The sequence below is a fragment of the Leisingera thetidis genome, assembly GCF_025857195.1.
Lineage (GTDB): Bacteria > Pseudomonadota > Alphaproteobacteria > Rhodobacterales > Rhodobacteraceae > Leisingera > Leisingera thetidis.
Genome location: NZ_CP109787.1, coordinates 526930 through 547976, shown reverse-complemented (window position 1 = coordinate 547976; position 21047 = coordinate 526930). Strand labels below are relative to the sequence as shown.

General features: G+C 60.9%; 15 protein-coding genes, 1 tRNA gene and 1 pseudogene. 7 read left to right on the top strand and 10 right to left on the bottom strand.

Going from position 1 to position 21047, the window contains the following annotated elements:
* Positions 1 to 71: 71 nt before the first annotated feature.
* From OKQ63_RS02655 to OKQ63_RS02645, 3 genes are all read left to right on the top strand, one after another.
* The gene (locus OKQ63_RS02655) at positions 72 to 872 is read left to right on the top strand and encodes a PaaX family transcriptional regulator C-terminal domain-containing protein (protein WP_264212423.1); all 801 of its coding nucleotides are present in this window, start codon (positions 72 to 74) and stop codon (positions 870 to 872) included.
* Positions 873 to 1063: 191 nt separating this feature from the next.
* A tRNA-Met gene (locus tag OKQ63_RS02650) sits at positions 1064 to 1140 on the top strand.
* 259 nt (positions 1141 to 1399) lie between these two features.
* On the top strand, positions 1400 to 1618 hold the full coding sequence (locus OKQ63_RS02645; RefSeq protein ID WP_264212422.1) for a helix-turn-helix transcriptional regulator: 219 nt from the start codon (positions 1400 to 1402) through the stop codon (positions 1616 to 1618).
* Positions 1619 to 2162: 544 nt separating this feature from the next.
* Here the strand turns inward: OKQ63_RS02645 and OKQ63_RS02640 are convergent.
* Positions 2163 to 3653, bottom strand: a complete 1491-nt coding sequence (locus OKQ63_RS02640; RefSeq protein WP_264212421.1) for a hypothetical protein — start codon at positions 3651 to 3653, stop codon at positions 2163 to 2165.
* A gap of 185 nt (positions 3654 to 3838) precedes the next feature.
* On the opposite strand from OKQ63_RS02640, the gene OKQ63_RS02635 reads away from it, so the two are divergent.
* Both OKQ63_RS02635 and OKQ63_RS02630 read left to right on the top strand, forming a co-directional pair.
* Entirely contained in the window at positions 3839 to 4024 is a 186-nt protein-coding gene (locus OKQ63_RS02635; protein WP_264212420.1) for a hypothetical protein, read from the top strand.
* 143 nt (positions 4025 to 4167) lie between these two features.
* Positions 4168 to 4287 (top strand): annotated as a pseudogene (locus OKQ63_RS02630) (IS3 family transposase); the annotation flags it as partial.
* A gap of 179 nt (positions 4288 to 4466) precedes the next feature.
* Here OKQ63_RS02630 and OKQ63_RS02625 read toward each other — a convergent pair.
* The 5 genes from OKQ63_RS02625 to OKQ63_RS02605 all read right to left on the bottom strand — a co-directional run bounded on the left by OKQ63_RS02625 (position 4467) and on the right by OKQ63_RS02605 (position 13338).
* Entirely contained in the window at positions 4467 to 6539 is a 2073-nt protein-coding gene (locus OKQ63_RS02625) for an AIPR family protein (RefSeq protein WP_264212419.1), read from the bottom strand.
* Positions 6540 to 6553: 14 nt separating this feature from the next.
* Positions 6554 to 7504: a PD-(D/E)XK motif protein gene (locus tag OKQ63_RS02620; RefSeq protein WP_264212418.1), complete on the bottom strand. Its 951-nt coding sequence runs from the start codon at positions 7502 to 7504 to the stop codon at positions 6554 to 6556.
* The gene (locus tag OKQ63_RS02615) at positions 7488 to 10202 is read right to left on the bottom strand and encodes a Z1 domain-containing protein (protein WP_264212417.1); all 2715 of its coding nucleotides are present in this window, start codon (positions 10200 to 10202) and stop codon (positions 7488 to 7490) included. The genes OKQ63_RS02620 and OKQ63_RS02615 overlap by 17 nt, the downstream gene beginning before the upstream one ends.
* A complete protein-coding gene (locus tag OKQ63_RS02610; protein WP_264212416.1) occupies positions 10199 to 11587 on the bottom strand; it encodes an ATP-binding protein in 1389 nt (462 codons plus the stop codon). The genes OKQ63_RS02615 and OKQ63_RS02610 overlap by 4 nt, the downstream gene beginning before the upstream one ends.
* A 158-nt stretch (positions 11588 to 11745) precedes the next feature.
* Complete coding sequence (locus tag OKQ63_RS02605) at positions 11746 to 13338, bottom strand: DNA cytosine methyltransferase (protein ID WP_264212415.1); 1593 nt, start codon at positions 13336 to 13338, stop codon at positions 11746 to 11748.
* Positions 13339 to 13407: 69 nt separating this feature from the next.
* Here OKQ63_RS02605 and OKQ63_RS02600 point away from each other — a divergent pair, with 69 nt between their 5' ends.
* Entirely contained in the window at positions 13408 to 13875 is a 468-nt protein-coding gene (locus OKQ63_RS02600; protein WP_350356293.1) for a very short patch repair endonuclease, read from the top strand.
* Positions 13876 to 14407: 532 nt separating this feature from the next.
* Here OKQ63_RS02600 and OKQ63_RS02595 read toward each other — a convergent pair.
* Both OKQ63_RS02595 and OKQ63_RS02590 read right to left on the bottom strand, forming a co-directional pair.
* Positions 14408 to 15883, bottom strand: coding sequence for a tyrosine-type recombinase/integrase (locus OKQ63_RS02595; RefSeq protein WP_264212414.1), 1476 nt, complete (start codon positions 15881 to 15883; stop codon positions 14408 to 14410).
* A 357-nt stretch (positions 15884 to 16240) separates the two neighbouring features.
* Positions 16241 to 16804, bottom strand: a complete 564-nt coding sequence (locus OKQ63_RS02590) for a TetR/AcrR family transcriptional regulator (RefSeq protein ID WP_264212413.1) — start codon at positions 16802 to 16804, stop codon at positions 16241 to 16243.
* A gap of 206 nt (positions 16805 to 17010) precedes the next feature.
* Here OKQ63_RS02590 and OKQ63_RS02585 point away from each other — a divergent pair, with 206 nt between their 5' ends.
* On the top strand, positions 17011 to 17484 hold the full coding sequence (locus OKQ63_RS02585; protein WP_264213867.1) for a nuclear transport factor 2 family protein: 474 nt from the start codon (positions 17011 to 17013) through the stop codon (positions 17482 to 17484).
* Between the two features lie 69 nt (positions 17485 to 17553).
* Here the strand turns inward: OKQ63_RS02585 and OKQ63_RS02580 are convergent, their stop codons facing one another.
* Together OKQ63_RS02580 and OKQ63_RS02575 are read right to left on the bottom strand one after the other, a co-directional pair.
* On the bottom strand, positions 17554 to 18537 hold the full coding sequence (locus tag OKQ63_RS02580) for a GlxA family transcriptional regulator (RefSeq protein ID WP_264212412.1): 984 nt from the start codon (positions 18535 to 18537) through the stop codon (positions 17554 to 17556).
* A 22-nt stretch (positions 18538 to 18559) separates the two neighbouring features.
* Positions 18560 to 21034, bottom strand: coding sequence for a GcvT family protein (locus tag OKQ63_RS02575; RefSeq protein WP_264212411.1), 2475 nt, complete (start codon positions 21032 to 21034; stop codon positions 18560 to 18562).
* Positions 21035 to 21047 lie beyond the last annotated feature (13 nt).

Here is a 21047-nt window from a genome sequence, read left to right as displayed (position 1 = left end):
TGGTAGGCAGCCGTACCGCTGCCGCCCGCCCGGACTGGTCTAACCGGTCCGGGCGGACTATGTTTATCCTTATGAACGAACAGCGTAACCCATGGTTTGAAACCACCGTCCAGCAACTGAACGATCCGCAAAACCAGCGGGTCTGGTCGGTGATTGTTTCGCTGTTCGGCGATCTGGCGCAGCAGAAGGGCGCGCAGGTCAGCGGCGGCGCCCTGACCCGGATCATCACCCCGATGGGGATCAAGCCGGAGGCCATCCGGGTGGCGCTGCACCGGCTGCGCAAGGATGGCTGGATCGAAAGCGCGAGGTCCGGGCGCGCCTCTGTCCACTATCTCACCGAATACGGCCGCAGCCAGTCGGCTGCCGTCAGCCCGCGGATCTACGAGCGCCGCGCCGCAACCCCGGGCAACTGGCATCTTCTGATCGCCCAGGACGGCGCCGGCCAGGCAACGCTGGACGAGGTGCTGCTGCTGTCCAACTACGTCGCGGTGAACCGGACAACCGCCCTGGGCCATGGGCCGGTGCCGCGCAGCCTGGACGACCTGATGGCGGCCGAGGTCAGCAGGATTGCCGTGCCGGGCTGGCTCAAGGCACGGCTGTTCCCTGAGCCCCTGCGCGACGCCTGTGCAGCCCTGCAGCACGATCTGGCGCGGATCCCCCCGCCGCCCGCCGGGCTGACGCCGGCCCAGACCGGCACCCTGCGGACCCTGATCGTGCACCGCTGGCGCCGCGTTGTGCTGCGCCATCCGGACCTGCCGCCCAGCTTCCACCCGGCGGATTGGGCGGGGGAGACCTGCCGCGACCTGGTATTCCAGCTGCTGGACCAGCTGCCGCTGCCGGAACTGTCTGCCCTGGACACCCCGCCCGAATAGCCGGCGGTCAGCGCGGCACGGCAGCCGCCCCGCCGCCCGCAACCGCGCCCTGCCCTCACGTGGGCTGCAACCGGTTGTTTTCAGGATCCTTTTCCCGCCCGCCGGAAAAACTTGGGAAGAATCTTCATTTCCTCCGCTTTTCCGCTTGACCCAAACCGCGGCATTCCGTAAATCGCCTCCACACAGCGAGCGGCGGAGTAGCTCAGTTGGTTAGAGCAGCGGAATCATAATCCGCGTGTCGGGGGTTCAAGTCCCTCCTCCGCTACCACTTTTCCCCAATGTTTTCGGCGACTTCCTCCTATATAGGGGTGATATCCGCATTGCGGAAACTCTTCTGGGGTGGCGCCGGGGTGGCAAAATCACGCGACTGCCGCCACTTGCCTGACGCCACTCGTCCGATGATCCACGTACGGGTTGGCCACGGCAACCTCGAAGGCGAAGGCAGGATTCAAAAAAACTTTCCCAAATATCGACTGAGATGTTTTGGGTCACCGAGAAACGAACCGATCTCCCGTTAGCATAGATAAATGGAGATCATCATGCACACGACATCGCCCACCCCCGAGTCCCTGGTCGGTATCTCTACTCTCGTAGAAATACTCCAGCGGTCGCGCGCCAGCATTTACCGCGACATCAAGAACAAGACGTTCCCAAAGCCATTAAAGCTGGGCAACTCCTCTCGCTGGAAATTGTCGGAGGTGCAGGCTGTCATCGAGCGCCTTTCGCAGGAGCGCTTGGAGGATTGATGTTATCTTCAGGTTGCGGCGAGGCGGGGGCAGAGGTCTGCTCTCCCCGCGCCGGATCAACGGGCGGCCAGAGACATCAATGGCCATGTGCCCCTACACGGTCAACGCATTAATCTCCCGGAACGGCAGCTTTTTCAGGAAAATCACGACCTCCGCCAGTTCGGCCATCACGGCCATTCGATCAGGCAGAGGCGAACCAACTTTGCCACTGCTGCGGCCCGAGAAACATGTTCATACCGGCCTCCTGGACGACTGTCCAAAGCGATGGCCGCGCATCCAATACTGTCGGTCAAGAGGCGCGCCGCTCGGTGCAGAAAGAAGTTTCCGGCACGCCTGCTTGCGCTGATCCTGTCGCAAGCTTGGGCGCACCGAAAGACGGTGCCCTTGCTCGTCACGTCGGGCATGATATCGGACTCTTACTGAAAGCTCCCCATTTCACTCGTACCGCAAGCACTCCACTGGGTAGCGAGTCCGGCGAAATACGAAATCGACTTCGCCCTGGAGCTGCGCACGCCGCGCGAATAGGCTGGTTTCGACAACGATTTCATTCAGCCCATTCCCTTGGGGGCGCTGCGGTCCTTCCTTTCCGCGTCGTTTCTGTCGGCTGGGTGCGGCGGCGCGGGCGTTTGGTGGGGGTGCAGTCTTTGGCGGAGGGGCTATGCCGCTCCGCCGACGCCTTCGGCAAGGCAGAGCCCCCCTGTTGCGGACACGGACCAGTCTCAACCTCGGTGGCCGTTGTAGGCTTCGGCGGTTCGACGATCTGGCCAGCCCTCAGGCGGCGGTAAAAGGTGCTTCTCGAAATACCGAGTTCGATCCATGGTTTCTGTCGCTCCTGACTGTTCTTTTGGAGCCACTCTTGCCGAGACATCACCCCCGCCGTCCGCCGGCGAAGTCGCTCCCGCTCCGCCTTGCGCTTCGCGCGCTCCTCTTTCGGCATTACCTGCTCAAGGCCGAGCGCCCGCGCCCCCGCCGCCGTCACGTCCAGCAGTTCTGCGACCGTGGCACCTGAGTAGTGGTATCGGCCATCGGTGAGGGGCGTGCACCCGCTCGGCAGCGAAGCATGGCGAGCCGCGATCTTTGCGATGCCCGCTACCTCGGAGAGAGTCAGGCCCGGGGTAGCTTGCGCCGCCATCGTCTCCACGAGGCCGGGGATCTTCCGTTCATCGGACGTGTGGGACAGGCAGGTGGCGTAGAGGTGCAGCCATGTGTTCCGGAAACCCACCGGCACCTGCCCGCCCCAGGAAAGAAGAAGGCGCTCAAGGTCCCTTGCGATAGCCTGGAAGCGGCCGCTTACCGTCAGCCCCCCGGAATGCGCCTTCCTCTCCACCCGCCCCTTCTTGCGTTCTTGATGCAGATGGAGTTCCTCCCGGGTTGGACGCCCGGCAGCGATGTAGATTTCGTCGGCGAGCTTGTCGAAACCGAAACGCTCGAGTGTGCCGCCGATGATCGTGGCGATGGTCCTGCTCTTGGAATTGAGTGAGCCGGGCAGACGCGTCACCCGCGCGGCATCCCGGCAGCTTGGATCGGCCCCGAGGCATCGGAAGAGGTCGATCAGCGCGTTCTGCGCGGGCTGCCAACGCGGGAGGGCCTGTGGCGGCAGCGGATCGAGCAACCAGATCGCGGCAAGGCCCCGCCCCGTCGACATTAGCACGGTGGGTTCGGGCAAGTTCATCGACACCAAGCGCATGAGCACGTCGAGCGACCAAGGCCCGGCCGCCCGGGTGGCGCCGACAGGAAGGCGGTCGGCATCCAGGTCGAGGAAAAGCCCGTTCAGAGCCGCAAGTCGACCGACCCTGCGCGCACCGTGGAACCGATGGAGGGAAATGTAACCGTCGCCATCAAGGAAGTTGTCGACCAAGGCGGAAGCAGTGGCCAGATCATAGGTCTTCGAATGGACCTGATCAGAGCCGTCCTTGGACATGAGTGTTGTTTTACCGATAGCCTCCTCAGGATGCAGGAGGCGAACGTAGTCGCCCGGAGTGAGGGTAGTCGCTTGGGAGGCCGTGTCGAAGTGGGTTTTTTCGTAGTGTCTCATTGAGAGGAACTGGTGCGAAAACCACGCCTCTCAAAACGGCAGCGAACCCCCATTTCCCGTAGACGAAAGCCGGTCGAAGCCCCCCATGATGGCGTTGGGACAACGCCGCTTCCGGCCAAGTCCGAATCGACTCATTTTCCGTTCGGGCCGGGCATCCCGTCCGATCCGCTACTCATGAAAACGCAATGATCTACGAGAACGACAACCTGCCTACCCCGCTGAATGAACCGGGCCGCCCGGACGCGGAAGCCTGCCGGTGTGTCTTGGCCAACCAACTCTTCGTAGAGAATGCGCTCGCTGATCTCTCTACCCGCGAGGCCTTCGCCGTGGCCCTGGCGTTACCAACGGCGACATGGTCCGAGAGACACTGAAACTGCACTCGATCAAGCAAAGGGGCACGAACGGCGGTTGCAGCGATCCTAAGAATTCTGTGCAAGAGACCGCATATCAACAATCCGAGCGTCTGCTTCTGGAGCGGGGCCAAGTAGAATTGCTGTGGCAGAGATAGTAGCCAACGCGCCTCTCTGCCGAACTGGCTATCTTCGAATACATCAACGGCTTCTATAATCCACGCCGCAGGCACTCAGCCCTCGGCTGGAAAAGCCCGTTGGCCTTCGGAGCCCAGGCCGCATAAATGAGAACTTGGGGCGGCTCGCAAACGTGACAGGTCCATGCACACAGCCAGGGCGATGAGTTCCCATTCGCTGCGCTTCTTTTATAGAACCACTCTGAACCCGAAAGCGAGTCAGCAGACGCGAGAAGAGCAACCTTTCCCAATTATCGGTAACTGACTTCTTGCCATCCTCAGCCCTGCTACGTTGTGCCCTCGGGCTGATATCCTTCACCCGACATCCGTTGCAACACGTCCAACGCCTGCTTGGCCTGCCAGTCCGAGGGTATCTGACGAGGCATGCTGGCACAGACGCCAAGCGTCTGGGCTTCTTTCGGTGTCAGTTTCCGCTGGGACCGTGCCCATTCGAGAAGAGACGCCCAATGCGCTGCGCCAAAGTTGGTGACCTCGATCAAAGCGGTGGCGGCATCCGTGACCGAGCGGTCCGCGCGAGCTTCCTTGACCGTCTCCCGCGCCTCGGCCTTGGTCTGTACGGCGCCCTCGAGGTCTTCGTAGGAAATCTCGACCTTCTGGAGATTTGCCCAGCAAGCCTGCTTCTTCGCCCATTCGGTGATGTTCCTGACACCTTCCGGCGGCGAGGTTATCACCAATGTCGCTTCGGCCGCCGCGCTGAGCAGAGCGGATTTTAACTCCCCCGGCACGGTCTGCTGCCGCCAGACCGCGTCGAGATCAACGAGTTTTCCCATCGCCCGGGCATCATGGAAGACCTTCGCGATCGCGTAGGTCACAATGTTCGCGCGATACCCCCCAGGATACCATGGTTGCTTCGGAACCTCCCGCTCCAGGTCGCGGAAAATGATGGCCTTCCCAACCAAGCGACGAAACCAGGTTTCATCGAATTTCGCGTCACCCTTTTCCCAGGCTTCCCCGATCGTCTTCGCGAAGGAGGAAAAGTTCTTCTGGGCGCCGGTCGACACGACGTGAGGCTGTTCCTGAGAAGACATCTCGTACTTCGCCAGATCGGTTTTGGTGAAGAGCTGCGACTTCGGGAATTCGAGCTCGAATTTCTTCTGCTGAGCCGGTGTGCGTCTCGCCTTTTCGTCAAGGTACTGCCCTCGGGTTCGCTCGTAGAACCACCGCGTCTCGAGTCGTCCCTCGCCCTTCGGTGCCAGCAGTTGCCTGGAGAACTGTTCCATCCGGATGTGGAACGGATGGTTGGAGAAAAAATCGGCAGCGTTGACCTTGTTCTGTGTATTGGCGAACTTCGAAATGTTAGGAACGATCTGCTCGGCCTCCTCCGGCGGAACGATCGTCAACTTCATCTGGACGAACGCCGACTCGAGCTGTTCCTTGGCATTGCGGAGCGCGGCATGGATCGAGCCTGTGGTCTGCCCACCGTTCACAATCTGAAGGTCTCGCAGCCGGACCACCTCGAGGCCGTCCGGACCGGGCCTGGTCTCCACTTCGCTGGCGGTCGCCGAGAGGCCGTTGTTGTAGGGAAAGAAGAATTCCGGTGTCTCGCGAATTGTCTTGGCAATCCCCTTGTTCGTAGCCGCTCGGGCTTGGAGGAAGCTCCGTACATTCGCCTCCAGCAGACGTGCGCCCCATCGGTCGTAGATTGCCGCCAACTGGGCACCGGGGATGATCATCAGGTAGCTCTCGAGATTCCCGCCAGTACGCGAGGCTCTAAGCGCAGGAATTCCACCGCCAAAATCGCCATCCAAGTCAATGTCGATCTCCTCGCGACCGGCGCTGGCGCGTTCGTGACGCTCGATCCGCGCGAGGTCCCAAACATTGTAAGTGACCGGGACGCCATCGTTATTGCCTGCCGACATTCCGTCGACGCGGCCGACGTAGTGCCGGTTCGAAAGCAGGATGAGCTTGATCTTCTCGACATACTTCCACGTCGTGATCAACAGGTCCGAGACCTGGAAGCCGGGGCTCACCTCGTTCAGAGAATTCCGAAAATCCTCGTCACGGGCCTGCTTCATGAAGCGGATCAGCGGGTTGAACAGGCGCGGCAGATCGGCCTTTCCGATGGTCTTCAGCTCGTCGTCGTCATGGAAATCGCAGATGATAAGCGAAAGAATACCATCGCAATCGCGGGGATCACCTCCATAGCCGTCGACACGCAATCTCTGCGCGCCATTGCCTTGCTCAAAATACGCGATGTCTGCCGTCTCTACCTCGCCGGCTTCCGACAGGCGTTCCTTCACGCGATCGAACCAGGCTTCGATGGTCAGAATACCACGCGAGTCTGCTTCGATCCGGGCATCGGCCAGTTGAGAGCGGTGGAATTCGGCAAGATCGGTCATGTAATGAGCCGCTCCTATTCGGGGGGGGTGAATGGGGCATCGCGTTCAAAGGACTGGCACGTGGACAGGTCCACCGAATACGTAAGGTCGCTGATGCCCCTTGGCAGGGGAGGTAAGAGACGTGGAAAGCCACCGACAACGTCGTAGTAGCGTAGCATGCCTGCCTTCCAAGTGAAGGCACGTAGCGTTTCGTCTTCTTCGCAGTATCCCGAGGCGGCCAGTGCATGATCCCAGTCGTTCTGCCGGCCGTGTTCCTCGATCTTTAGAGATGCGGCCGTTTGTTTCACCCAAGTATGAAGATCGGCGCCTTCGGGCGCCGCCACTCGATCGACGGCCAGAGCCGCAAGAACGAAGTCCCGATCAGGAACATCTGAAAGCTGATGCTCCGAGGCGATCCTGACCTTGGGTTTCCCAGCAGATCGGGTAGTCTTCACTTCGATGCAGAACTGGCCGTCATCGAAGTCCTTCTGAGCGCCCAACGGGCCGCCCCACGCTATTAGCGCCGCCGAAGGACCGATTGCTCGGGCGAGTTCCTTGAGCAGGCACAGTTCGCCGATTAGGCCCTTCTGTCGCTCCTCGCTCATTCCCGGGCCGCCACCACGCAGTAGATGATGCCAGCGGGCACACCTGGCGACGAAGCGTGTGACGGCCTGCCCCTCGTCGGTCGCATCCCGAGTGGCTGAGATGATGTCGCGGCACAGCGTCTCGAAGAGCGCAGCCTGAGCGCGATCCTTCAGGATCAGGATGATCGCGGGAATTACGCTTTCGGAATAGCGGAGCTCGATAGCCTTCAGGCGCGGTGGTTCCGGTCGTCTTTCGGGGAGCGCCGTCGCGCGAAGGGCAAGTGCCAAGCACCCATCCACCGTGACAGTCCACCAGAAACCCCAGCGACCGGCGCTATCGACACGGCGACTGTCGATCCCACCAGGAGCGAGGCCGGCCCAGGCTTCAGGCGTATTCGGCATCTTCGTCCACCTCGTCAGCATCGCCGAACAGTTCACGCAGCATGACCTTTCCGACGATGTATTCGACGGTGCCGCCCTCGATCGAGGACGGCGGGAAGCTGATACTCCAAGCCGGCACCAGAGGAAGGCTTCTGGCATCGTTCTGTATCCGCGGTGCAAGCACGCGGACGATCAGGAGCGGCCGCCTGCGTGCTGACCGATAGATGTGGTCGGGAAAAGTCTTCTTCGGCTCCTTCGTGCGGAACTTGGCCTCGGCGTCCTGAATCGTGGCTTCGTTCAGTCCTGCCTTTTCATCGCCGGGCTGGCCGACGCGTGCGCTACCGCTGCCGATGTTGAAGAACCCGCTGTCAACATCCCGTTTTGCCACTGTTCTCGCGTAGGTGCCCAATGTCGGCCCAAGCAGACCATCCTGATTATCGTTACCCTTGGCAGATGCTACCAGGATATCCCACAGCTTCAACTCAGTAGCCGCCCTTTCCAAGATGTAGTCGCCGATCAGGCGGGGATCGGTCGCCGGATTCGAACCGTGAGGCCTGAAGGTTCTCAGGAATTCCAAGACGTGCTCGACGGGAACGCCGGACGCAAGCGTTCCGAAAGGGCTGCTCTCGCGCAGCTCGATACTCTCTGCCGTGCCGGGATCGAGACTGATCTCGACGAGACGACGGGCGGCGGCGACATTCCGCTCGATGATAGTGGTGTCCGCCGACAGGCGCGTCGTTTCGATCAACCTATTTGCCAGACCAACCTTCATCGGAACTTCCTGGCCAGAACCCATCTTGTTGCGCGCTGTGACGATCAAGTTCTGCGGGTGGCTGCGAACCGCAAGGCCGAAGTCCTCTGGTGTTCCGCCGTCCAGTTCCATCCGCTTCAAGTCGCGCTGGAGTTCGTCCATCGCCTCGGCGATATGCGCATACCAACCGACGCTTTCGGTCGGCATCCATACTCGGCAAAGATCCTCGTAGTCGGGCCGATAGCCGAACCAACGGCCCATCTGCATCAGCGTGTCGTACATCATCGAGTTACGCAGGAAATACGAGACCGTCAGTCCTTCCAGTGTAAGACCCCGCGAAAGGGAGAAACCTCCGATCGCGATCACGGTCTGTCCGAAATCGCCCTTTCTGTCATAGTCCAGCGACGAGGCCTGGCGGCTGGCATTAACCTCCACGATCCGCGCCGCCGCGAGGACGTCATGCAGGCTGCTCTGAATCGGCTCCCACCGGTCGGCGTTTTCGAGCCCTGCGAATTCCTCTGTCCAAACCTGCCGCAACGCCGCGATTTGCGCGTTCTGGAGCGCAGCCGTGCCCTTGCCCCCATCAACGGTCACGGCTGACCGGATGCGTTCCACGAAATCAGTAATCCGTCGCCTCAATTGGCCTTGGACGCCGGTGAATCGCGACGCGTTGACGAGCATAGAGGCATGGTCACCCTGCTGACCCCGCAGGTTCCGGATGGCGCGCGCGACTATGAAGGCCCGCACGGCCTTTTCCAGGCTGGCAGGCAGCCCGTCCAGACTGAGGTCGATCGTATGCTTGAGCGGGAGGATGTCCTCGTTGTCGTCAATGTCCCGGATATGCTTGTCCCGGTTCTCTATGAACACCTTCTGGGCGCCGAAGTAGTTCGATGGTGCATCCAGACCAATGATGAAGTGCCGTGGGAATAGGTCCTGGCCTATTGTAGCGTCATCTGTATCGGGGTCGATGAAGATATTCGCGAAAGGGGTCGCGGTATAACCAACGTAGCAGCTCCGGCGGAACAGGCCCAGGAGCTCGCGGATCTGACCATTGATGCGCGCAATCTCGTCCTTGCCATGCTTGATGTTGATCGAGGCGTTGTCGGCCTCGTCGTCGATCAGGAGCATCGGCTGCTCGACCATCTGGCTTGCCGTGCCGGCCGAATGTTCCTTGAGCCACTCGATGAGGTTCTTCAGCGTGCTGGCGTTCTTCTTGATGACGAGGACGACGGGGACACTGTACTGCCCGATCTGGCTGGTGTTAGTGGTTGCAGTGGCCTTGTTGAAGTCGCGCAGCGAAGTCGTGAGCGAGACCGGGAAGCGCGTCTGATCGAAGCGCCCGACGCCAATGATCTTCTGCGCCTCCGCCCGGTCCTTCCGGGCCAGACGTGCGGTGTCGCGACCGATGAAGCCTTCGTCGATCCGGGTTTGCGTTTGGTTGCGCAGGTTGTTGTGGATACCGGCGATTACCACGATCAGACGATATCCGGCATCCGCGGCCTTGCAGACCAGACCGGTGTAGTTTGCTGTCTTGCCGCTCTGGACGTAGCCGACGACCATGCCAAGACGGCTCCATTCGCTGTTGTCGCGAGGATTACCCAAGTAGCCGAGGACACGATCCGTGACCTCGTCCATGCCGGAAACCACATCCGGTGGCATCTTCTTCTCGACAAGAAGCCGCCGGTATCGGTCCCAGTAGTAGCCGTCGATCTCGCCTCGAATCTTCGCGTCAGCAAGCCAGGGCTCGAAATCCTTCGACGCTACGCCGGCTCCGAGGCCCATGCTGATCCCATGACGCTCCTCGATCCGCCGAGCCAGGATCTCGCAGTCGGCATCTGTGATGCCGGTAAGAAACGGCAGGTCGCGCATCTGGGCAATCAGCTCACGAACCCTGTCTTCGGTAGGGCGAACTTCCTTGGCGAGCATCGCCGTGACCATTGTCTCCAGATTGTCCAGTTGGTCGCTCATACTTCGCTCCTGACTTCTTGATGGCCGACGATGATACGCTCGACCAGCTCACGATGCGACGCGAAAGGTTCGACATCGCGCAGGATCGTCCAAACATCCCCAGGGGCCAGACCGCGCTTGAACATCGCCTCTACGCCCTGGATGACGGTCGCCTCGCCGGCGGAGGCGCCACGGATTTTTTCGGCGTGGCCGGCCATGTCGGAATGTAGCGTATCTACGGGCAGTGAAGAGCCGACGAGCCGGATGCAGTTCATGAAGGCTTCCCGCAGATCGGGATCAAGTCGATCGGCAAAGTCCAGAAATACGGGGTGTTCCTCGTTTGGACAGTAGCTGATCTGCTCCCCGGTCTGGATGCGAGACCACATGGGCATCCTTGCTTCGTCAACCAGCTTCTGGCCGCGCTTGCGGTAGGTTCGCCTCGATCCGAGTGAGATCCGGTCCAGCAGCTTCCGGAGCCGGTCCCTGACGACCGGTGGCATCTGAGCGGACGACTTCTTGACATCGATCTTCCAGAGCGAATCCATGCTGTTCGGTATGTCGATGCGCACGCGGGATAGCTTGGTTAACTCGGTTTGACGCGCCAAGCCGAACCAAGAGCCGTATTGAATCAGTCGTCGGCCGCGGTAGAGATAGAAGCCCTGCGATTTCAGATGCCCTTCCGGCCCACCGAGTTCTTCCCAAGCCTGCTGAGACATTTGGCGATGATGCGGAAGAGTGATGCTCTGAATCACGACGTCACCTTGCCGAAGATGCAGAACGTCTTCCTGATCGCGCATCGTTGCCGCATTCGATTCCGCAAAGGGATCGATCGGCTTCAGAGTGCGACCATTCAGCGAAATGGAAAGAGCCTTTCGACCGGACACCGACATGAATCGATGAAACACGAGCCGAATGTGATACTCGGCATTGGAAATCCGCTCATTCGCAATCTCGGCGATCCTGTCTTTGTCATGCGTCACCCCGTCGGCAATCCGGTCGATCTTTTCCCATATGACCAGCGTTCCAGACCCACGCAACTGTCTGAACCATGGCAGAGGCGATGGATCTTGCATTACCTCGATTGCCCATGTGTTGGTCCTGACCACCTCATCAAGGTCCCATATCGCTGCTGAGACAATGCCGTCGCGTCTCGAAACCACAGTCAATCTGCGACATTGCGAAAACGAGGCACTCTTCAAGCCAAGGCCGAAACGTCCAAGATCAGGAGTGTCGCGTTCTTCCGTGGGACTACGGCTGCCCGGACGCATGGCCGCGATCAGTTCGTCCTCGGTCATCCCCGCTCCATCGTCCAGGATGCCGAGCAATGGACCTTCAGGGCCGATATCCGTCAGCAGACGAATGTTGGTTGCACCAGCAGTAATCGAGTTGTCGATGATATCCGCCAAAGCGGTCTCAAGAGAGTATCCAAGGTCACGGAGGGTTTCGACAAGTGCAGATGCGTGCGGTGTGGCGTCTGCCGAACGAAGGGTCGAATTTGGAGGCACAGTGAAACCGATTTGGAGCAGCTATTCGGGCCTCACGGTTGCACATTGTCATCAAGGGATCAACCACCGACCGTTCCTTCCAGACAGTCTTGACGTTCCTCGCCGGCAGGATCTGTCACCCGGGTTACTCCGCGATCGAATATTGCGGAAATTTCCTTTGCGATCTGAAATGCAAGAAATGGTGGAACGGCATTTCCAACCTGCACGAATTGCTCAGTTCGGTTACCCAGAAATACATAATCATCTGGAAATGTCTGAAGTCGCGCAGCTTCGCGAACAGTCAGGCTGCGGCATTGCGTCGGATCAGGATGGATGAAGTAGTGGCCGTCCTTCGAGATATGGCTCGTTATGGTGCTGGACGGCGAATCGAATGTCTGAACTCGGAAACGGTCTGCAAATTTGCCGGATTTCCAGTTGGCATGCCTCGGGGCGAGGGTCGATGGAAAGTTCCCGGCCTTCGGGCTATGACCATGCACCTCAGCGAAGATCGCAGCGAACAGATAGCGGCCCAGATCCTCTGGCATGTGTCCGCGCGTTTCCATGTTCGGAAGCCGCGATATGGCAGGCGCCGTCATCCAGGCGGCGAGTGCAGGCGGACAGTCATCACTGACCAAGGAAGGCTCTCGACCGGTGCGGCCTCTGGCGGCAAGCGTGTCAGTCCGGCTTTCCACTCGGAGAAGCAAGTCCCGGAAGCGCTCGGCAACCCTGTCATCCATTGCATTCGCTGCGAACCGGACACGATGGCACGCGTTCTGGACAGCCTCCTTCCATGATCCTGCATCGTCCTTGCGGCTGAGGCCGCTGCGAAGGCCACCGATGGCGCCAAGGACATGCCGCACGGTCGCCTGCTGTTTTCCCCGAGAAAGGTAGGGCAGATACTCCGGGGCGTGCGCGGATTTGCGTATCCCGACAATGATCACTCTGTGTCGGGCCTGCGGCACTCCATGATCCTCAGCCCGGATTACGAAGTCCGCGGGCTTGAGTTGGGCGCCGCTCCGGTCAATTTCTTCCTGACCACCCCGGGTCAAGGCAACGAGACGATAACCGGAATCCTCGAGGTCTGCCTGCACGTTCTGAAAGATTCTCTTTCCCGCGACCGATGCGGACAACATGCCCTTGACGTTCTCCATCACGAATACGTCCGGCTCGAGTTCCCGAAGGATGCGGACATACTCCTCATAGAGGAAATTCCGATGGTCGAGTTCCGGCGTGTAGCCAGCCGTTCCGCGATTGCGAGCGCGACCGACCAGCGAATAAGCCTGACATGGCGGCCCCCCGATCAGGACCGAGCGATGCCCGACCTTGGAGCGCAGGTGGCGGATACGATCCGATAGGAAATCTGTGGTCGATGCCTCCCCGAGCCGCATGCAACGCGCCTCATCCTCGGCAGCCCGCCATTGCGTCGGATACAATCTCTGCCAATCCGGTTGCACAGTACCCTCATTGATCCAGATCAGGTATTCAGGAGGTGGGCTCGGGAACAACCGGAGGAATGCCCTGAGACGTAGCGTGCGATGAGCAGACGGATCGCATTCAATGGAAACATTGATCCGGAAGCGACGATTTCCGTCCTCGCACCTCACCTGCGCAAAGCCTTCGCCAAGGCCGCCGGGGCCAGAAAACAGATCGACGATGTCAATGGGCTCTTGCATCAGTATCCCGACTCCTTTTCGTTCTGGGTACATTCCAGGACCAGTCCAGTTAGTAAAGGAAAAAAGCATTTGGATGTCGTTCCGCCACATGTCCGGTCGAAAATGATGTCGACTATTCGCGGCCGAGACACCAAGCCCGAACTCGTCCTCCGGAAGGCGCTTCACGGCCAGGGCTTCCGCTACAGGCTTCACGCGAAGCACCTGCCAGGGCGCCCCGACCTGGTCTTGCCGAAGTGGAACGCGGTCATCTTCGTCCACGGGTGCTTCTGGCATCGGCATCCTGAGTGCCGCTTCGCGACAACCCCGGCCACCCGGCCAGATTTTTGGCGGAAAAAGTTCGAGGCGAACGTTCTCAGAGACGCGCGCGCCGAGGCAGAAATCCGAAAAAGAGGCGTCAGGATCGCAATCGTCTGGGAATGCGGACTACGCCGCCCGGACAGGGCCTTGGAAACTCTGGATGCGGTTCGCGAGTGGCTTACCGGGCCGACGGATCGCTTCGAGTCCCGGCTGGTCGAGCCGATCCGGACGGAAGGCTGATCCGACAAGAACGACGCGTAGCTGCGCATCGTGGCCGGTGAGACTGGGAAACATGTACCACTAAAAACCATTCAAAAGCGCCCGGAGTGCACCGCCGCCTTGAAACCCTTAATTTACAGAGAGTTATTAAAGTGAGATATTCGGACTGAGTCCCTCCTCCGCTACCATCATACCCCCATTTGAAAATCAGGGTTCAAGATTGAAGCACTCAAGCGCCCCCTGACTTCGACGGGGACTCCATCATACTCGGCCGGAGACAAGATGATGTCCGAGACCAGAGTCCGAAACGCATCCCGAGTCTTGTTGTCGGGCTTACCGTCAGCGGAGGTGAGCGACGTCGCCAGGTCGCGAAGAGCGGACGCATATCCAAACTATTAGTTCATCTGATTTTTTTGCTCATGAGCTTGCAGTTATCGAAGCCAATCATCGCTTTCAGAATGCCGCGGCTATTGAATGCCGGTTGAGGGCTGATCAATAGCAGGAAGCGGCGCATTTGTTCGCACCGCTCCCAGTCTGCATCTGCAAGGCTATCCTATGCGAAGGTGGCCCAAGGCGACGGATGCCGCTCAACGCGCGGTGACGACGCAGCTTCCCCCATTCGCGCAAGCTCAGAGCCCGAGCATGGCTTGCAGATCGACGCCAAGGCATCCGCAAGCATGTTCACCGCCTCACGCTCAAAGTCGACGGCGTCGCGCAGGATCTTCGTGTCGATCATATAGCTCGCCGCCGCCGACGACACTTGCTCCCTGTTGTAGGGGTTTCGGTGGCACAAGAGGGTGTCGGTCACGGCTGGCTTTACCCCCAGCTGTCTCAGGATGGTTGCCGCAGTCCGCCGGAGATCATGGCGATGCCAACCAGATGTTCCACTGTCGCGATTTATGGCGTCCTGTGTTCGGTCCCAGTTGCACAGAGGGCCACCGCCTGAGGACGGAAAGACCAGATCTTCCGGCTGCCCCTCGACAAAGCTTGGGAGGGAGAGCAGCAGTTCGATCGCAGTGTCCGACAGGGGGATCGCGACGATGCGACGCTCCGCTGGACCATGAGAGCCGGGCTTGCGGCGTGTCTTCACCTTTTTGGTCCAGGTGCCGCTCTGGAGATCGAAGTCCTTGCGCCGGGCTTCTACAACCTCCTCACGGCGGGACAGGGTCAGGAAAAGAAAACGGAAGGCAACGGGTCCGTAGTCTTCTCGTGGGTCGAGACCTGACCGCAGTCCTGGGGGTGCAGGGTAGACCAGCAGGGGCAAGACACTAACCAATTCGTCTTGGCTAAGGACGCGTTCCCGCTTCCCTTCGAGAGTAGGATCATCGATTGACGGGTCCACGATGTTACCAAGATCCGGCAGGTCGAGCTTCGAAGCACGGCCGGCATTTTCCTTGGTGAAACGACCACGGTGGGCTGCCCAGTCGAACACTGTACGCAAGTATGCCAAGGCGCGCGCCACGGCACCGTTCGCACTCGTCTTTCCCTTTTTGGGTCTTTTTGGCGTATAGCCCTTCACCATCTTCGAGACGTCGGACTGGCGCAGCTTGCCCAGCGGCCTTTGGAGTAGTTCAGAGAAGACATTCTCGATCGCCGCCCGCGCCTCAGGTTTCGTTCGGCCGAACCGATTACTTTTGCGCCACATAGATTTGGTCAATCCGAAAATCGGTTCGACCTCATCGAGAAGCGCTGTCAGCGTAAGGTTGTGGGCTTCGGCATGTGCCTTTATCTGGCGAACTTGCTCACGAGGGTCGTGTCCACGCGCGATCTCGGCGAGGTGTTTCAACGCAATGGCACGGGCATCTTTCAGTGCGACGGCCGGATACGAACCGATCGTGATTTGCACCTTTTCCTGGTCTACCGTTCGCGTTTGGAGCGTGAATGTTTTCTTGTTTTTTGGCGTGATCCGCAACACCAGGCCAGTAACCTTGGTGTCCCGAATTTCGAGCCTCTTACCGGCGCCATTCTTGAAACCGCGTACGAACACGTCGGTGAACTCACGGGGGGCTGTATGGTTGTCAGTAGTCATTTTGTGCTCCTCATTGTCAGCGAGGAGGAGATCGGTCCGATGAAATTTTCTCGGTAGAAGTTTCTTTTGGGGGTGGCGTTGGGGTGGCGAAAACGCTGCGCTGTAGTGAGAAACACCAAGACGGGGTGAGACGGGGTGAGAATTTCCACTCATACTCTACCAAATTGAGATAAAAGGACATTTCTTCCCTTTGACGTCTCACCCTATCTCACCTAATAGCAGTTGGCTCTACGACCATCGCGGCATCATAATCCGCGTGTCGGGGGTTCAAGTCCCTCCTCCGCTACCACCCTTCCCAAAAACGACGAACATCCACCCGGCCCGTCAGGGCGGGCAGAGGCCGTTGCGGCGCGGGCGTCAGTCAACAGCCTGCGCGATCAGCACCAGGCCCGCCTGCCGCGCGTCCCGTGCCGGGGCGCTGCTGTGCCGCATCGCCGCCAGAACAATTGCCCCCTCCTTCAGAACCATCAACTGGCGGCCCAGCCCGGCCGGGTCCCGGGCACCGGCCCTGGCGGCCAGGCCGGTGAAATGCTCCTGCAGCAGCCGCTTGTGCTCTGCCGACTGCACGTTGACCGGATCCTGGCCGGATTGGTATTCGGCACTCGCCTTGATGAACATGCAGCCCTGAAATCCGGGCTGCCCGAACCACTCCTCCAGCACGTCAAACAGCGCCTCCAGCTGGCCCCGCGGGGTATCCGCCCGCTCCTCCAGCCGCCGGTACAGCCAGTTGCGGAAGTCCTCGTCCCTGAGCCGCAGCACCGCCAGGATCAGCTCCTCCTTGGAGCGGAAATGCTTGTAGATCGAGGTCTTCGACACTCCGGTCTCCGCCGCCACCAGGTCCATGCCGGTGGCGTGAAAGCCGTTCCGGTTGAACAGTTCCAGCGACTTTCGAATCAGCTCGGCACGTTTATTCGGGCGCATGGCAGCTCCTGCGGAGACATTTCCGTACCGATCAGTAAACATTATTCACCCCGGCACCGCCAACAGAAATGCCTTATTTTTGGGATATTCTCACCGAATCCTGCCCCGCCCAATCCTATCCAACCTGACAATCCGCATTTCTCTCCTTGCTATTGTTTACCGATCTGTACACTTTCAGCGTATTGTTAACAGATCGGTAAATGAAAATGTCAGAATCTCCCCGCCCCCCGCTGCCGCCCTTCTCCCGCGAAACCGCCATCGCCAAGGTCCGCGCTGCAGAAGATGCCTGGAACAGCTGTTCGCCTGATACGGTGGCGCCGGCCTACACACAGGACACTGTCTGGCGGAACCGGGCCGAATTTCCGCGCGGCCGCGAACAGGTCCGCGCCTTCCTCGCCGCCAAATGGGACCGCGAACAGGACTACCGCCTGATCAAGGAGCTGTGGGCCTTCACGGCGAACCGCATCGCAGTGCGCTTTGCCTACGAGTGGCGCGACGGCAGCGGCCAATGGTACCGCTCCTACGGCAATGAGAACTGGGAGTTCGCCGAAGACGGCCGCATGGCGCACCGCTTTGCCTCGATCAACGATCTGAAGATCAGCGAGGCAGACCGGCTGTTCCACTGGCCGCAGGGGCCGCGGCCTGCGGATCACCCCGGCCTCAGCGAACTGGGGCTCTGAGCCAAACGCCCGGAGCAGGCCCGCGCGCCGCCGGCCTGCTCCGGTTCATCACCAGACCCGCCGCGGCGCTCAGAACGGGCGTTCCTGATGCGGCGACTTGCCGAAGTACCGCCGGTAGACCTTTGCGAAATGGGTCTGGCTGTTGAACCCGGACGCCAGCGCCACATCTATGATCCGCATGTTGGTCTGCAGCAGCAGGCTGCGCGCATAATCCAGCCGCAGCCTTGTGTAATAGACCTTGGGCGTGGTCTGCAGGTATTTGGAGAACAGCCGTTCCAGCTGCCGCACCGACAGGCCGACCAGGCCGGCGATGCCGCCCGGGGTCAGCGGCTCCTCCAGATTGCTGCGCATCAGGCTGAGCGCGGCAGCCAGCTTTTCGTGCCGCACGCCGGTCCGGCCGTATTCCGATACCGTCTGATCCTGGCTGCCCTTGCGGGCAGAGGAACAGACCATCAGATCCGCGGCCCCGGTCGCGACGGCCGCCCCGTGGTGGTCCGAGATCAGGTTCAGCGTCATGTCGACAGTCGCGGTCCCGCCCGCACAGGTGATCAGCTTGCTCTCCATGGTGAACAGCGAGCTTTTGACCTCCACGTCCGGATGCGCCTCCGCCAGGATTGCCCGCAGCGCCCAATGGGCCGAAACCTGGCGCCCGGACAGCAGCCCGGCGCGGGCCAGCGCCAGGATGCCGCCGCCCAGCGCGCCGAGTGTTGCGCCCATCCGGTGCGCCTTGCGCAGCCAGCCCAGAACCTTCAGCGAGATGCCCGGCTCCTGCCCCTGGCCGCCGCAGACAAAGATCATGTCGCCGCGCATCAGGTCCGGAAGCCCGCCATTCACCGCCACGCTGAGCCCGTTGGGCGCGGTGACCGGCAGGCCGTCCTCGCTGACCACGCGCCAGTCATAGCGCGCAGTCCCGTCGTGTGCATTTGCCGCCTCCAGCGCCGCCACCGCGCTGGTCAGGTCCAGCGGCGAAAAGGTCGGCAGCAGCAGGAAGATGCAACGGCAGACAGGCATGGCCTGGACCGCCTCGGGGAGCTTCCGCATCGCTTTGGTCATGGAGTCCGCTCCCCTTGCCGGATCAGGCGCGCATGTTGGCGCCGTTGGCGTCATAGATCGGTGCGCCCAGCACCTCGGCGTCGTACATCTCGCCCAGGATCTCGACCTGCAGCCTGGTGCCCGCTTCGGCATGCTCGGCGGAGACATAGCCCATCGCCATCGAGGCCTTTGCGTGATGCCCGTAACCGCCGGAGGAGATGTATCCCACCGCCGCGCCGTCCTTCAGGATCGCCTCGTCGTTTGAGACATCAATGCCGTCCACGCCGATGGTCATGGTGACCAGCTTGCGGCGGGGACCGGCTTCCTTGGCGGCCAGCGCGGCTTCCTTGCCGACAAAATCCTTCTTCCAGTTGATGAAGACATCCATGCCGCTCTCGGCCGCGTCGAAATCGGGACGGAAGTCCAGGGTCCAGACGCCCCAGCCCTTCTCCAGCCGCATCGACATCAGCGCCCGCGCGCCGTACCAGCGGTAGCCGAGATCCCCCCCGGCCTCTTCGATCGCTTCCGCGAGGCGCAGCAGATACTGCGGCTTGCAGTAGATCTCATAGCCCAGTTCGCCCGAGAAGCTGATCCGGTTCAGGATCACCGGCACCCCGCCCACGAATGTCTGGCGCAGGTCGCGGAACTTGAACGCTTCACCCGACACATCCTCGCGGGTGATCCGCTGCAGCAGTTCGCGCGATTTCGGACCCGACAGTGCAATGCCGTGCCAGTCGTCCGAAACGTTCTGATAGGCCACATCCGCAGGCAGGTCCTTCTCGAACCAGCGGCGGTGCGCCTCCTGCATCGCGCCAGAGCCGAACAGCATGAAGTGCTCTTCGCCCAGGCAGGCCACGGTCAGATCGCCATAGAGCTTGCCCTTGGGCGTCAGCATCGGCGTCAGCGTCAGGCGGCCCGGTTTCGGCACATAACCCGCCAGCACGTGGTCCAGATAGGCCCGCGCGCCTGCGCCCTTGAACTCATGCTTGGCAAAGTTGGCAACCTCGATGCCGCCCACCGCCTCGCGCACGGCCTTCACCTCGCGCGCCACGTAATCGTGCGAGCGGTTGCGCTCGAATGTCGGCTCCTCATGCGCGTCCTCCGGCCCGTCGGCAAACCACAGCGCGTTTTCCAGGCCAAAGCCCTGCCCCATGCGCGCGCCCTTGGCGACCAGCCGGTCATACAGAGCAGTGGTCTTCTGCATCCGCCCCTTCGGCAGGGTCTCGTTCGGGAAGGTCATCACGAACCGGCGCTCGTAGTTCTCGGTCGATTTCACGGTGCCCCAGTCGGGCGTCGCAAACTCGCCGAACCGCGCCACGTCCATCGCCCAGACGTCGATCGAAGGCTCGCCGTCGATCATCCACTCCGCCATGGTCAGGCCCACGCCGCCGCCCTGGCAGAACCCGGCCATCACGCCCACCGCGCACCAGTAGTTCTTCATCCCCGGCACCGGCCCGATCATCGGGTTGCCGTCGGGGCCGAAGGTGAACGGCCCGTTGATCATGTCCTTGATGCCCGCTTCGCCGATGGCCGGGATGCGCTCAAACGACATCTCCAGCCGGTCGGCAATCCGGTCCAGATCCGGCTGCAGCAGCTCGTGGCCGAAATCCCACGGCGTGCCGCCGACCTTCCAAGGCGTGCCCTTGGGCTCATAGGTGCCCAGCAGCATGCCCTGCCGTTCCTGGCGGAAATAGATGTTGGCCTCGTAATCGATCCCGGCCGGCAGGCGGGTCGGGTGGTTGGCCACGGCGTCGATCTTGTCGGTGATCAGGTAATGATGCTCCATCGGCTGCACTGGCAGGTTCACGCCCTGCATGTGGCCGACTTCGCGCGCCCAAAGACCGCCGCAGTTAACGATATGCTCGGCATTGATCACCCCGCGCGGCGTCACCACATCCCAGCTGCCGTCGGCGCGCTGGGTGGTGCCGGTCACCGGCGTATGGGTGAAATACTGCGCCCCGTGCACCCGCGCCGACTTGGCAAAGGCATAGGTGGCGCCCGACGGGTCCAGATCGCCGTCCTGATCATCCCACAGCGCCGCATGGTAATGTTTCGGATCGATCAGCGGGTGGCGCTCGGCCACTTCCGTGGGACTGATGAACTCCTGGTTCAGGCCCATGTACCGCGCCTTGGACCGTTCCCGCTTCAGGTAGTCGTACCAGGTCTTGTTCGATGCCAGATAGAAGCCGCCGGTGATATGCAGGCCGACGCTGTGGCCGGAAGTTTCCTCGATCTCCTTATAGAGGTCGATGGTGTAGGACTGCAGCCGCGAGATGTTCGGGTCCGACGAGATGGTATGGATCTGCCCCGCCGCATGCCAGGACGAGCCGGAGGTCAGCTCATCCCGCTCCAAGAGCACCACGTCCTTCCAGCCGAACTTGGCCAGGTGGAACAGGATCGAGCAGCCGACCACACCGCCGCCGATAATAACGGCCTTGGCATGGCTCGGCAGCTTCTTGTCGCCGCTGCTCTCCTCCTTGTGGATGTTGAGCGTCGATTGGGCAAAATTGTCTGACATGGGTCTGTCCTCA